Genomic DNA, 11,837 nt, shown 5'->3' with positions numbered 1-11,837 from the left:
GCCCTTTTGAGCTGGAGACGAGACTTGAACTCGCAACCTACGGTTTACAAGACCGTTGCGCTACCGATTGCGCCACTCCAGCACCGCGGCTCATCCGCTATGGGGAATCGTACCTGAGCCCACCCCATGGACGGAAAGCCAGGGTGGTTGCACTGCGAAAAAGCGGCCGTCAGGGGCCCGAAAAGCACTGGCAGGTGCATAAATCCGCGGCAGTTACTAAAGTGCTGACTTACCGAACCCAGAAGTGTTGTTGAGGTCTTTCTTTTCCGTGTCTGTTCTTTCTTCCTTGCGCCAGCGCCTGCTGCACCGGTCGGCTCCGGTCGCCACCATTGACGCCGCTAAGGCCGCACCGCCGCCCTCCCCGCTCGCCCCTGTTGATCTCACCGATCCGGCCCAGGTCACCGGCGTCATGGAGATCGCCGCGCGCGTCGGCGAAATCCTGATCGCAGCGGGCTCAGCCAATACCGACGTGCAGGCACAGATTCACCTCGTCGCTTCCTCCTATGGCCTGCACTACTGCCACGTGTCGATCCTGATGAATACCATCACTATCCACACCGCCATCGGCACAGGGCCGGATCGGCACAACCTCCACGTCTTCCGCGTGGCGCCGAGCATCGCCGTGGATTTCACCAAACTATCCGCCGTTGACAGGCTCATCCGTTCCATCCATTCCGGTGCTACGCCACCGGCAATGGCGGAGAAGATCTTGGATGACATCGATGCGATGAAGAACCCCTATTCCAAGACCACCATCGTCAGCGCGTGGGGTGCCATGGGTGGATTCATCGCCGTGATGCTGGGCGGTGACCTTCTCGTCGGTGTTGTCACCTTCCTCATTTCGGCACTCATCATGGGCACGAATATGTTCCTCGCCGGCTACCGGCTGCCGCCGTTCTATCAGAACCTTGTCGGCGGCCTGCTTGCCGTCATTCCCGCGGCCATCCTCTACAACGTTTTCGCGCGATTTGGCATCCAGATGCTGCCCTCCCAAATCATCGGTTCCGGCATCGTCGTGCTGGTGGCGGGACTAACGCTCGTACAGTGCCTCGTGGACGGCATCACCCGCGCACCCGTGACCTCGTCCGCGAAGTTCTTTGAGGCTCTCATGTCCACCGGCGCCATCATCGCCGGCGTGGGCCTGGGTATCCAGGTGGCGTCGTGGTTGGGCTTTAGCCTTCCCCCACTAGCCACGCTCGCCCCGCCCGTCTATCACCAAATCCCACTGCTCGTACTGTGCGGCGGCATCGGCTCCGCCGCCTTCGCACTGGCGCTGGGAGCCTCCTGGTCCGAGGTCACCATCTCCGGTCTCACGGCCGCCGCCGGTATGGTGTTCTACTACTTCCTCGTCGTCTTCTTGGGCGTCGGGGCCGTCATTGCCTCGGGCATTTCTGCCGCAGCGGTGGGCTTGGCCGGCGGCCTGCTCTCCCGTCGCTACATGATGCCGCCACTCATCACCATGATCGTGGGCTATACGCCCATGCTTCCAGGCCTGACGTTGTACCGCGGCATGTACGCCATGCTCAACGAGCAGCTCATCACCGGCCTGACCAACCTGGCCAGCGCCCTCGCCATCGCCGGTGCACTTGCCGCCGGCGTGGTCTTCGGCGAGCGAGTCGCCCGCCGCCTGCGCCGCCCGCAGTACTTCCGCCCCTACACCGCCTTCAAGCGCCTGGGCACGTTCTCCTTCGCGCGCGCCACCCGCCTGGCGCAGCGCGCCCGTATCCCGCGCGTGCCCCTGTCTCCCTTCGCCCCGCGCCACAATCTGCCGGCCCCGCCGCCGCAATATGGGCCCAAACCACCGACACCCGCACAGCAGGCGCGCTTCCAGCAGGGCGATGCCATCACGGACATGTGGCCCGTTACCACGCAATTTCCGGCGCAGCGCCCCACCTACACGGTGCCCGGCAAAGATGACCCGAGCGCCCCAACGAAGTCGCAATAGCGTAGAATAGCCGGTCTGAAAGCTTTCATACTTCATCCCAGGAGGACTCCGTGCCACCAAAGGTCACAGATACCCAGCCCGCGGCTGACCAGACTCACGCAGTAGAGGAGGAGACCGCCCGCTCCGCGCGCCGCGTTGTCGCCACCTATGCGGAGGATTTCCTCGACGGCGTGACCCTCATGTCGATGCTGGGCGTCGAGCCAGAAGGCTTGGTCCACCGCAAGGTGCTGGCCGAGCAAGCCGATGCTGCCCCCAAGAAGAGCAGCAAGAAGGCCACGAAGAAGGCTTCTAAGAAATCCACGAAGAAGACGACTAAGAAGGCCACGAAGAAAGCCACCAAGAAGACAACTAAGAAGGCCACGAAGAAGGCAACTAAAAAGGCCGCAAAGAAGGCCTAGCTATGTCCGGGCGCACCAATAGCTTCGTCGTCGTAGCCAATCGCCTGCCAGTGGACCTCGAGACCGCCGCCGATGGCACCCGCGAGTGGAAGGCCTCCCCCGGCGGCCTCGTCACCGCGCTCTCCCCGGTCTTGGAAGAACACCAGGGCTGCTGGGTGGGGTGGCCGGGCGTAGCCGACGAAGCTCCCGAGCCCTTCACCACGGATAACGGTGTCCTCCTTCACCCGGTGCGCCTGACACAGGAGGATTTTGAGGCCTTCTATGAGGGCTTTTCCAACGCCACCCTGTGGCCGCTCTACCACGACCTCATCGTCACCCCCGTCTACAACCGCGACTGGTGGGATGCCTACCGCGAGGTCAACCTGCGTTTTGCCAACGAGGTAGCAGCCGTCGCCGCAGAGAATGCCACGGTGTGGGTGCAGGACTATCAGCTCCAGCTCGTCCCCGGCATCCTGCGCCAGCTACGCCCCGACCTCACCATTGGATTCTTCCTGCACATTCCCTTCCCGTCCCCGGATCTCTTCCGCCAGTTGCCGTGGCGTGAGGAGTTGGTGCGGGGGCTTCTCGACGCCAACCTGATCGGCTTCCACCTCGAATCCAACGCCCGCAATTTCTTGGAGCTGGCCCGCACCCAAGGGCTGGACGTAGAAGGGGAGGTCAGCACCCGCGCGGTCACCGCTCGCATCGTGACCGGTAGCGGGCATTCTGTCGGGGTAGGCGCTTTCCCCATTTCCATTGCGGCGGGTGAATTCGCTGACGGTGGCGATGCGGGGGACGTCGCCCAGCTGCGTGCTGAGTTGGGGAACCCCAAGCACGTCATTTTGGGTGTGGACCGCCTGGATTACACGAAGGGGATCCTGCAGCGCCTCACCGCCTTCGAGGAGCTCCTCGAGACCGGTGCGCTGGACCCACACGAGGTAACCTTCGTCCAGCTGGCTACTCCTTCGCGCGAACGCATCGACCATTACCGCGCCACGCGTTCAAAGGTGGAGGAGGCCGTGGGCCGCATCAATGGCCGCTTTGGGCGCCTCGGCGCGCCGGTGGTGCATTACCAGCACAGTTCCGTGCCGAAGGACGTCCTGCGGCGCTACTACCGGCTCGCGGACATCATGCTGGTCACACCATTTAAGGACGGCATGAACCTAGTGGCCAAGGAATACGTGGCCTCCCACGGCGACGGCACAGGTGCACTCGTGCTCTCCGAGTTTGCGGGCGCGGCAGCAGAACTCACACAAGCCAACCTGTGCAATCCCTTCGACATCGAATCCATCAAACGTGCGCTGCTCTCCGCGGTCAAGGCACTGGAGGAATCCCCCGAGACCATGCGCGAGCGCATGATTGCTATGAACGAGCAGGTGCGTCAGCACGATATCGCGCTGTGGTCGCAGTCTTTCCTCGGCGCACTGAACCAGGAGGAAGCATGATGCGGCGCCGGCTCACCGCTGTGCTCAGTACTGTGCTGCTTGCGCTTGGCCTAGCTGGATGCAGCTCCGCTGAGGAGGAACCTGCCCCGCGCGGCGATGACCGCATCGTGGGCAAGGATTGGCAGGTCATCAACCTCTACACCTCACCGGACGCTCCTTCCTCCCTCCCTGCCGATACTGCACACGTGCCCCATATGAGCTTCGGTGAGCACACTGCGGTGGGCTCAACTGGCTGCGTACCGTTTACCGCTGAGGTGTCCTTCCACAAGGATGACAAAACCTCCACGATCTGGGAGGGCGACGTCATGCGGGTGGAGAAAGCCACCTATGAAAGCCCACCGCGAAGCGGCGACTGCGAGGGCTCGATGCAATGGGCTGATTCGCTGATGCGCAACCTCATCGCCGAAGGCCATGAGTTCGACTTCGCGCTCAACCCCAACAACCAACTCGTGTTGACGCTGCGCACCGACAAGGTGGATTCACCGATTATCCGCATGGCCGCGCTATAGCTCCGAAGTTTCAGCGCTAGGGTGGGGAGCATGATTGATGCTCTCGCCGCCGCCGAACATTTAGCGGTTGTTTCCGACTTCGATGGCACCTTGGCCGGCTTCGCGCGCAACGCCTACGCAGTGCGCCCCGAGCAGCGCTCGCTGGATGCTCTCGCTGCCTTGGCGCAACTACCTAACACCACCGCGGCAGTGCTCTCTGGGCGCCACCTCGATGGCCTGATGCGAGTATGCCCGCTGCGCGAGCCGGTGCTTTTTGGTGGCTCGCATGGGGCCGAATCCTCGTGGGAAGAATCCGCGCTCACCCCGGAGATGGAAGCCTACTTGGCCAAGAAGGAAGCGGAAATCAAGGAGATTATCGCCCGCCACCCCGGCGCGGAGCTGGAGATCAAACCTTTCCAGCGGGTGCTGCACCTGCGGGCGCTGGAGTTGCAAGACCCGGACGCCGCCGCTGCTGCTTATGCGGAAGGCGAGGCCTTAAGCGCCGATGGTTTCCCCAAGACTGCGGGCAAGTGCGTCGTCGAGTTCTCCGCAACGCAGGCCACGAAGGGCACGTGGATTGACAAGCTTCGTCACCGCGTCGGGGCCACAGCGGTGGTCTTTTTAGGGGATGACACCACCGACGAAGACGGCTTCGCCGCGCTCAATCAGCCGCCGGACCTCGGCGTCAAGGTTGGTGAGGGCGCAACGCAGGCGGCGCTGCGCGTGCCCGATATCGCGGCGGTGACAGAGTTCCTCGAAGAACTCGCCGCCGCTCGCGCGCAGCACAGCTCTTAAGCCCCGACCGGCGCCACGGTGCGCCCCGGGCGGAAGGTGGTCTCCAACAACACGCGCGGCACCTCGCCGCGCCCCTCGATGAGGCTGGCCAGCATGCGCCCCGCCGCCGCCCCCTTTTCCTTGTTCGGCTGCACGACGGTGCTCAGGCCCAGCGCCAGGGCCGGCGCGATGCCATCGAAACCGGTGACGGAAAGCTGCTCGGGAACCACGATTCCATGATCGCGTGCATAAGCCATTACGCCGAGCGCCATCGAATCCGTCGTGCACAACACCGCGGTGAGATCCGGGTGCTTAGTCAGCAGCTCCTCCGCGGCCGCGTAAGCCGTACGCGAATCGTTGATGTGTCGCGTCACCACGGGGATGTCTGCAGGATCGAGTCCCGCGTCTGCAAAGACATCGAGCGCACCCAATACACGTGAGCGTTGCACGTGCATATCCGCCGCAGCCAGCTGCGCAGCCGTCACTTCACCATCGAGGCGCTCGCGATATAGGCGGATGGCAAGGATGCCGATGCGGGTATGGGAGGCGTCGACAAGCGCCTGCGCCGCCGGGGCAATCGCGGCGCGGTCATCGATACCCACGAAGGGCAAGCCCGAATCCGTGGGCTGGTCACACACCACCACCGGCAAGCCGCGGCGTTGCACCGCTTCAAGGTAAGCATCACCCGCCGCCACGGAATAGACCACAAATCCATCAACCGCCGCCGACCCTACAAGCTGCGCTGCCTGGGCGTCATTGGGAGCACCGACGGTATCTGGGCCGGCTGGGATGAGAGTCAACGTCGTGCTCGCCCCTGCCGAGGCCTCCGCCATGCCGGCGAGGAAATCTACCGAGGCCATGTCCTCGAAGGCATAGGACAGGTGCTCAGTAAGCAGGACGCCCAGCGACCCCTGGCGGCGTGTGCGCAGGCTGCGCGCGGTGGGATCCGGGCCTGTGTAGCCACGCTCAGCCGCCGCGGCGAGGATGCGCTCCCGAGTGGCAGGCGCCAGCTGGTCTGGGCGGTTATACGCGTTGGACACCGTGGTGGGCGAAACCCCGAGTTCGGCGGCCAGGGAGGCCAGCGTCGTACTGCGTTTGGACATGACGGTAAGACTACCCGTTTTCAACTCATTATCATTTGACAACAATTTTCACTAAAGCGTAGAAATAGGGACATGACCACTTCCCTCTCACGCCGTGCTTTCCGACGTCCCACCGCTCTCCTCTTCGCAGCCACCCTGGGCGCCGCCTCGCTGACCGCCTGTTCCTCCAGCGGCGATAACGCCGATAGCGGCTCGGATGCCGGTTCCGACAAGGAGGCCATTCAGGTCGTCGCCTCGACCTCCATCTGGGCTGATGTGGCCCAGGCGGTCGTCAACACCGCGCAGACCGACGTCAACATCGACGTCCACCCCATCGTGAGCGGTAACAGCGTGGACCCACACCACTTCGAGCCCACCGCCGCGGACATCGCCCGCGCTAACGAGGCCGACGTCATCATCGCCGGTGGCGGCGGCTACGACGCCTGGCTCTACCAGGCCGTCAAGAACCAGGACCAGATCATTCACGCGCTCCCGCTTACCGCGCACGATCATGGTGATCATGATCATGGCGAGCATGATCATGGAGAGGAACACGACCACGCGCATGACCATGACGAACATGGTCATGAAGAAGGACACGAGCGTGCGCATGACCATGCGCACGAACACGAGCATGCGCATGACCACGCTCACGAAGGTGAGACCGTGACCATGGATGAGGCCAAGAAGATCGCCGCCGAGCACCCCGAGCAGGTCACCAACATCGATGGCAACGAGCACGTGTGGTACGACTCCGCCGCCATCGAGAAGGTGGCGACCGACGTAGCCAATCTCGTCAACGAGGCCAACCCGGAGGCCAAGGCCACCGCCGATCCCCTGGTCGAGCGCGTGGAGGGCCTGAAGTCACGCATCGAGAAGCTCCCGCAGCGCAACTACGCGCAGACCGAGCCCATCGCGGATTACATCTTCAAGTACACCGACAGCACCGACGCCACCCCGGAGGGCTACCGCAAGGCCACCGTTGCTGAGGGCGAGCCCACCGCCGCCGACCTGGCGCACTTCCTCGAGGACATCAAGCAGGACAAGATCGACCTGCTCATCTTTAACCCGCAGACCGAAACCGACATGACCAAGCGCATTCGCACCGCCGCCGAGGACAAGAACATCCCGGTCGTCGAAATCGGTGAAACCCCGCCGGAGAAGACCAACTTCCTCGACTACTATGAAGAAGTCGTAAACGCACTCGAGGCTGCATAAGTGCTCATTTCCTTTAAAAATGCCGCAGTAGAACCACTGTGGTCGAACATGAACCTCGCCGTAGACCGCGGCGAGTTCATCGCCGTTTTAGGCCCCAATGGCGTGGGCAAGTCCACGCTGCTGGGAACCATCTTGGGTACCCGCCAGCTCACCGCGGGCAGCGTAGACGTCACGTGCCGCGTGGGTTTTATCCCGCAGCAACGAATGTTCCCACAGGACCTGCCGCTGCGCGCCCGGGATCTCGTGTCACTGTCCCTCGCCCACGGCACGCTGCGCAACCGGCGCCCTGCCCGGGGACGCGTCGACGAGCTCCTCGCCGAAGTTGGCGCCACCGGCATCGCTGACCGCCGCGTGGGCCAGCTCTCCGGCGGGCAGCAACAGCTCATCCGCCAGGCCCAGGCCCTGGCTAATAACCCAGAGCTCATCCTCGCGGACGAGCCGCTATTGTCCTTGGACCCGGCACGGCAACAGGCAACCGTCGCCAAGCTCGACGCCTGGCGCCACGAGCGCAGCACCTCTGTGCTTTTTGTTACCCACGGCATCAACCCGGTGCTGGGAGTGGTGGATAAGGTGCTCTACCTCGCGCCCAATGGTCACATGTTCGGCACGGTCGATGAGGTCATGCGCTCCGAAGTGCTCTCGGAACTCTATGGCTCCTCCGTGACAGTCCTCAACGTCGATGGGAGGCTCATCGTTGTCTAAATTCATCGAAGATACCCAGTACCTGCTGGGCGTTGATTTTGTGCAATCCTCGCTCATCGCCTGCGCGCTGCTCGGAATCCTTTCCGGAGTGATGACCTCACTCATCGTCCTGCGCCACATGTCCTTCTCCGTGCACGCCACCTCAGAGCTCGCGCTCATGGGCGCGGCCGCAGCGTTGCTGTTCGGTCTCAACATCGGCTTCGGTGCGATTGCCGGCGCCATCGTCGCGGCCATCATCCTGGCGGTGCTGGGGCTCAAGGGCCAACAAGACAGCGCTATCGGCGTGGTCATGAGTTTCGGCCTGGGTCTCTCGGTTTTGTTCCTGCACCTCTACCCCGGCAACGCCAAGACCGCGATGACGCTGCTGACAGGACAGATCGTCGGTGTTTCCTCCGCCTCGGTGTGGCTGCTCGCCGCCACGACCGCCATCATCGTTGCCGTGGTGGCGCTGTTCTGGCGCCCGTTGCTCTTCGCTTCCGCGGATCCCGTCATGGCTCAAGCCGCCGGCGTGCCAGTGAAGTCCCTAGCGGTGTGTTTCGCCATCCTCGTGGGCCTGACGGCCGCACAGTCCGTACAGATCGTCGGTTCCCTGCTCGTCATGGCGCTGCTCATCACGCCGGGCGCAGCGGCGGTACAGATTACCTCCTCCCCGCTGCGCGCGGTGGTGTGGTCCACCATCTTCGCGGAGGTCTCCGCCGTGGGCGGCCTGGTCCTCTCCCTGGCGCCGGGCCTGCCCGTCTCGGTCTTCGTCACGAGCATCTCTTTTGTTATTTACCTGGTCTGCCGCGGCATCGGCTGGGCTCGCAGCCGCAAGGCCGTCCGCGACGACGTCGCCGCCCGCCGCGCCTCCCAGGAACACTTCCGCGCCGCCACCGATCGCGCCGACGCCGAGACACACCACACCTCGACGCACGATGAGCACTGCGCGCATCAGGATTAGGCTAGATGCGTGACTTTGGAACGCCGTAGCCTCGAATTACAAGACCGCACCCGCACGTACCTCGTGTACCGCCCGAATGATGACGTCGAGCGCCAGAGAGACCTCCTCCTGTTCTTCCACGGCTCCCTGCAATCCGCGAACGTCATCCGCCGCTTCACTAACGGCACGTTCGATGACCTCGCCACCCGCCACGGCATGCTTGCGGTCTACCCCACCGGCGTGGAACAGCACTTTAACGATGCCCGCGCCACCCTGCCCGTCGCCGCGCGCGAGCTGGGCATCGATGACGTCGCCTTCACGCGCACCATCCTCGACGAGCTGCGCGCGGAGCAGGAGATTGGCCGCGTGTTCCTCTGCGGCTTCTCCAACGGCGGGCAGATGGTTATCCGCTTGCTCTTCGACGCCCCCGGGCTTGCCGATGCCGCCTGCGTCTTCGCCTCCACTCTCGGCGCCGGCGCCAACCATGCGCCCACCAATCCGGACTCGGCGTACCAACCCACCCCGGTCATGTTCGTCCACGGCACGGGCGACCGGCTCGCGCCCTATACGGGCGGAACGGCGGGCATTGACCCGAAGCGCACCCGCGGTGCCGTCACCGGCGCGCAGGAGAACGCCGCACGCTTCGCGGAGCTCAACCATGCCGCCGGCCCAGAGCGCACCCACCTTTTCCCCGACACCGTTGTCGACCGCTGGGAGCCGGCAGACGCCACCGGCGCGCCGGTCGAGCTCGTGAGCGTCGAGGGCATGGGCCACGTCATCCCGTCGGGCAACGAGCTGGACCCACGCCTGGGTAAAAACACGGATTCCTTCATCGCTGCCGAGCTCGTGGAGGAATTCTTCGGGCTCTAGACTGCACGTGCGCCCCATCGTGTCTCACTCCACTCAGCCCCAACCTCGGGTCGAGGCCGTTCGTAGGTGAGCGTCGAGAAGCAATAATTGTGGATTACCAACCAGTGCTTTGGCGATTCCTAGACGCTGTTTCATACCGAGCGAAGCATGCTCGCAGGAAACACTGTGGTGCAATGAAAGGCCTACAAGGGATAAAAGATCCTTCAGTTCATCATTCAGTGAACCTTGTTGTAGTGGTCGGCAATGTCGTTGACGATCGCGTAGAGGTCGCGTTCCATCGCGTAGGTTTTCTTTTCTCGCGTACTGACTAATCACACTTGCGACCCGTTGTTATCTAGAGAATTATTACGTCCCAGCGTGATGTTGCACACGTCTGTGCATGTATGTACTCTCGATGTCACGGTTTGCTGGCGAAGATTCTTCAAGTTACCCGCAGCTGAATCTGTACAAGGTGAAAACGGCAGGCAAAGGACCGAGTCGTCCTCGTCTCTAAGCCGTGGAACCCCAATCCTCCAGAACCTTGTATTCGGCACACGCACGCAATCTGAATGTTCAAGATGTGAAGTACTGGCCAGCAACCAAGAAGTAAAGATCGCCATCCAGCTTTCTCGGCCCTGAATCTAGCATCCGGAGGCGTAGAGAAACTCACGCAACGACTGAAACGCCAGCGTCTGTGTCACGTCGCGCAGCTCAAGGAAGAACCCATCTTCTGTAATTTCAACAATCCGCGCACCGGGGATGGCTGCCACAATCGGCGAGTGCGTCACCACGATGAACTGCGCACCCGCCTCCGCGGCGCGATGGATTTCCGCCATGAGCGTCATCTGCCGCACGAGCGAAAGCCCAGATTCCGGCTCGTCGAGGATGTAGAGCCCGCGCCCATCAAAGGAACGCTGCACGACGTCCATGACGGACTCGCCATGCGACATCGCGGTCGAACCAACGTTGTAGTGCGCCTCCGCTCGCAGGAAGTAGCCGTCCTTGGGCGCGGTACCTAGCCGCAGGCTCGCCCACCTCCGGAGGGGATTGATGGGACCGGCGGAGCGCTGCACACCCCATATCCCACCGCGCTCAGGAAAGCCGTACTCGAAGGCAATGCCCTCGGCGAGCGTCGACTTTCCTACCCCGTTGTCCCCGGTCAGCACGGTCACCGGCGCACGCAGGTCCAGTCCTTGGCGTCGCAGCGCCACGAAACCAGGAACGGAGGACACCCACTCAGGTCCGTGGCCGCCGTCCAGCGCGGCATAGGCGTCGACATAGAAGTCTCTCATTCGCCCTCCCCAATAAGAAACGCGGCGGTCCCCAATGGATCGGCAAGGAACTCGCGCGCGGCGTGGACAGCTTCCGTCGCTTCGGGAGCGACGGGCGCAATCCCCTTGTCGCCGAACGCGTAGACGGTCGCGCCTTGCATGCTGAGGAAGACTGGCGAGTGCGTCGCGAGGATGACCTGCGCGCCCTGGGCGGCGAGGCGCTCGAGCTGCGTGACAACCTCGACCTGCCGGGGATAGGACAAGCCGTCTTCCGGCTCGTCGAGAATGATCATTCCGTCAGAATGGAAGCGTCTCTCGACGAGGGCGAGCAGACCCTGGCCGTGGCTGAGAAACGGCAGGTCACTGAGCGGATCGGGATTCTCCGGGCTGTGGATCTGGTGGTGATACTCGCTCAAGTTGAGGAAGGTCTCGCCGCGCAAGAAGTACACGTCGCGCGGGTTGTGCGCCCGCGAGCAGATGAGCCACTCGGGATAGTCCTCGTCGCCGGTGGCAAACCGGGCGTGGCGCGAGCCGCCCTCGGGATTGACGCCAAGCCCCACGGCGATGGCCTCGAGCAGCGTGGATTTTCCGGCGCCGTTATCCCCCACGACGACGGTCACGGGCGTAGGCAAACGCAAGGCGCCGCCGGGCAGCGCTGCGATGAGCACGCCCAGGCGGCGCATGTGTTCCGGCACGCCGGGCAGTCCCTCCCCAATAAGCTCCGGGGCGGGACGCACACTCGTGAGGAACATGGCGACGAAAGCGTG

Annotated in this window: 13 protein-coding genes and 1 tRNA gene; 9 read left to right on the top strand and 5 right to left on the bottom strand. The window is 63.4% G+C overall.

What is annotated here, in order from left to right:
• Window positions 1-9: 9 nt before the first annotated feature.
• Window positions 10-82: transfer RNA gene (locus HMPREF2565_RS04850), tRNA-Thr, on the bottom strand.
• 186 nt (window positions 83-268) lie between these two features.
• Between HMPREF2565_RS04850 and HMPREF2565_RS04845 the strand changes: the two genes are divergently transcribed.
• Genes HMPREF2565_RS04845 through otsB form a run of 5 tightly spaced genes read left to right on the top strand, consistent with a single transcriptional unit; the run spans window position 269 to window position 5,050 of the window.
• A complete protein-coding gene (locus HMPREF2565_RS04845; protein WP_070596955.1) occupies window positions 269-1,945 on the top strand; it encodes a threonine/serine exporter ThrE in 1,677 nt (558 codons plus the stop codon).
• Window positions 1,946-1,995: 50 nt separating this feature from the next.
• Entirely contained in the window at window positions 1,996-2,343 is a 348-nt protein-coding gene (locus HMPREF2565_RS04840; protein ID WP_046649277.1) for a hypothetical protein, read from the top strand.
• A gap of 2 nt (window positions 2,344-2,345) precedes the next feature.
• Window positions 2,346-3,767, top strand: coding sequence for an alpha,alpha-trehalose-phosphate synthase (UDP-forming) (locus HMPREF2565_RS04835; protein WP_070680114.1), 1,422 nt, complete (start codon window positions 2,346-2,348; stop codon window positions 3,765-3,767).
• The gene (locus HMPREF2565_RS04830; protein WP_071406937.1) at window positions 3,764-4,276 is read left to right on the top strand and encodes a hypothetical protein; all 513 of its coding nucleotides are present in this window, start codon (window positions 3,764-3,766) and stop codon (window positions 4,274-4,276) included. The genes HMPREF2565_RS04835 and HMPREF2565_RS04830 overlap by 4 nt, the downstream gene beginning before the upstream one ends.
• A 30-nt stretch (window positions 4,277-4,306) precedes the next feature.
• Window positions 4,307-5,050, top strand: coding sequence for a trehalose-phosphatase (gene otsB / locus HMPREF2565_RS04825; protein WP_070511068.1), 744 nt, complete (start codon window positions 4,307-4,309; stop codon window positions 5,048-5,050).
• On the opposite strand, the gene HMPREF2565_RS04820 is transcribed toward otsB, so the two are convergent.
• Window positions 5,047-6,132 carry a LacI family DNA-binding transcriptional regulator gene (locus HMPREF2565_RS04820; protein WP_071406936.1) on the bottom strand — a complete coding sequence of 362 codons (1,086 nt, stop codon included), beginning with the start codon at window positions 6,130-6,132 and terminating at the stop codon, window positions 5,047-5,049. The two genes, otsB and HMPREF2565_RS04820, sit on opposite strands and share 4 nt — an antisense overlap.
• A gap of 72 nt (window positions 6,133-6,204) precedes the next feature.
• Here HMPREF2565_RS04820 and HMPREF2565_RS04815 point away from each other — a divergent pair, with 72 nt between their 5' ends.
• Genes HMPREF2565_RS04815 through HMPREF2565_RS04800 form a run of 4 tightly spaced genes read left to right on the top strand, consistent with a single transcriptional unit; the run spans window position 6,205 to window position 9,820 of the window.
• Window positions 6,205-7,329: a metal ABC transporter solute-binding protein, Zn/Mn family gene (locus HMPREF2565_RS04815; protein WP_071406935.1), complete on the top strand. Its 1,125-nt coding sequence runs from the start codon at window positions 6,205-6,207 to the stop codon at window positions 7,327-7,329.
• A complete protein-coding gene (locus HMPREF2565_RS04810) occupies window positions 7,330-8,031 on the top strand; it encodes a metal ABC transporter ATP-binding protein (protein WP_071406934.1) in 702 nt (233 codons plus the stop codon).
• Complete coding sequence (locus HMPREF2565_RS04805; protein ID WP_198531109.1) at window positions 8,009-8,971, top strand: metal ABC transporter permease; 963 nt, start codon at window positions 8,009-8,011, stop codon at window positions 8,969-8,971. Before HMPREF2565_RS04810 ends, HMPREF2565_RS04805 begins: the two co-directional genes overlap by 23 nt.
• Window positions 8,972-8,980: 9 nt before the next feature.
• Window positions 8,981-9,820: a CE1 family esterase gene (locus HMPREF2565_RS04800; RefSeq protein ID WP_070511078.1), complete on the top strand. Its 840-nt coding sequence runs from the start codon at window positions 8,981-8,983 to the stop codon at window positions 9,818-9,820.
• A gap of 33 nt (window positions 9,821-9,853) precedes the next feature.
• Here HMPREF2565_RS04800 and HMPREF2565_RS13350 read toward each other — a convergent pair whose 3' ends face one another.
• The 3 genes from HMPREF2565_RS13350 to HMPREF2565_RS04790 all read right to left on the bottom strand — a co-directional run bounded on the left by HMPREF2565_RS13350 (window position 9,854) and on the right by HMPREF2565_RS04790 (window position 11,822).
• On the bottom strand, window positions 9,854-10,135 hold the full coding sequence (locus HMPREF2565_RS13350) for an ATP-binding cassette domain-containing protein (protein WP_080550367.1): 282 nt from the start codon (window positions 10,133-10,135) through the stop codon (window positions 9,854-9,856).
• 305 nt (window positions 10,136-10,440) lie between these two features.
• Entirely contained in the window at window positions 10,441-11,091 is a 651-nt protein-coding gene (locus HMPREF2565_RS04795; protein ID WP_010188886.1) for an AAA family ATPase, read from the bottom strand.
• Window positions 11,088-11,822 carry an AAA family ATPase gene (locus HMPREF2565_RS04790; protein ID WP_010188884.1) on the bottom strand — a complete coding sequence of 245 codons (735 nt, stop codon included), beginning with the start codon at window positions 11,820-11,822 and terminating at the stop codon, window positions 11,088-11,090. The genes HMPREF2565_RS04795 and HMPREF2565_RS04790 overlap by 4 nt, the downstream gene beginning before the upstream one ends.
• Between the last annotated feature and the right edge of the window lie 15 nt (window positions 11,823-11,837).

It is taken from the genome of Corynebacterium sp. HMSC072A04 (genome assembly GCF_001809235.1).
GTDB lineage: Bacteria > Actinomycetota > Actinomycetes > Mycobacteriales > Mycobacteriaceae > Corynebacterium > Corynebacterium hiratae.
Note: the sequence above shows the minus strand (reverse complement) of the source record. Positions and strands in the feature narration are given on the sequence as shown.

Bases quoted from the DNA above. Each gene is read 5' to 3' on its own strand.
- HMPREF2565_RS04805 (WP_198531109.1), top strand. From the start codon at position 8,009: ATGGGAGGCTCATCGTTGTCTAAATTCATCGAAGATACCCAGTACCTG.
- otsB (WP_070511068.1), top strand. From the start codon at position 4,307: ATGATTGATGCTCTCGCCGCCGCCGAACATTTAGCGGTTGTTTCCGAC.
- HMPREF2565_RS04815 (WP_071406935.1), top strand. From the start codon at position 6,205: ATGACCACTTCCCTCTCACGCCGTGCTTTCCGACGTCCCACCGCTCTC.
- HMPREF2565_RS04795 (WP_010188886.1), bottom strand. From the start codon at position 11,091: ATGAGAGACTTCTATGTCGACGCCTATGCCGCGCTGGACGGCGGCCAC.
- HMPREF2565_RS04820 (WP_071406936.1), bottom strand. From the start codon at position 6,132: ATGTCCAAACGCAGTACGACGCTGGCCTCCCTGGCCGCCGAACTCGGG.
- HMPREF2565_RS04830 (WP_071406937.1), top strand. From the start codon at position 3,764: ATGATGCGGCGCCGGCTCACCGCTGTGCTCAGTACTGTGCTGCTTGCG.
- HMPREF2565_RS04790 (WP_010188884.1), bottom strand. From the start codon at position 11,822: ATGTTCCTCACGAGTGTGCGTCCCGCCCCGGAGCTTATTGGGGAGGGA.
- HMPREF2565_RS04835 (WP_070680114.1), top strand. From the start codon at position 2,346: ATGTCCGGGCGCACCAATAGCTTCGTCGTCGTAGCCAATCGCCTGCCA.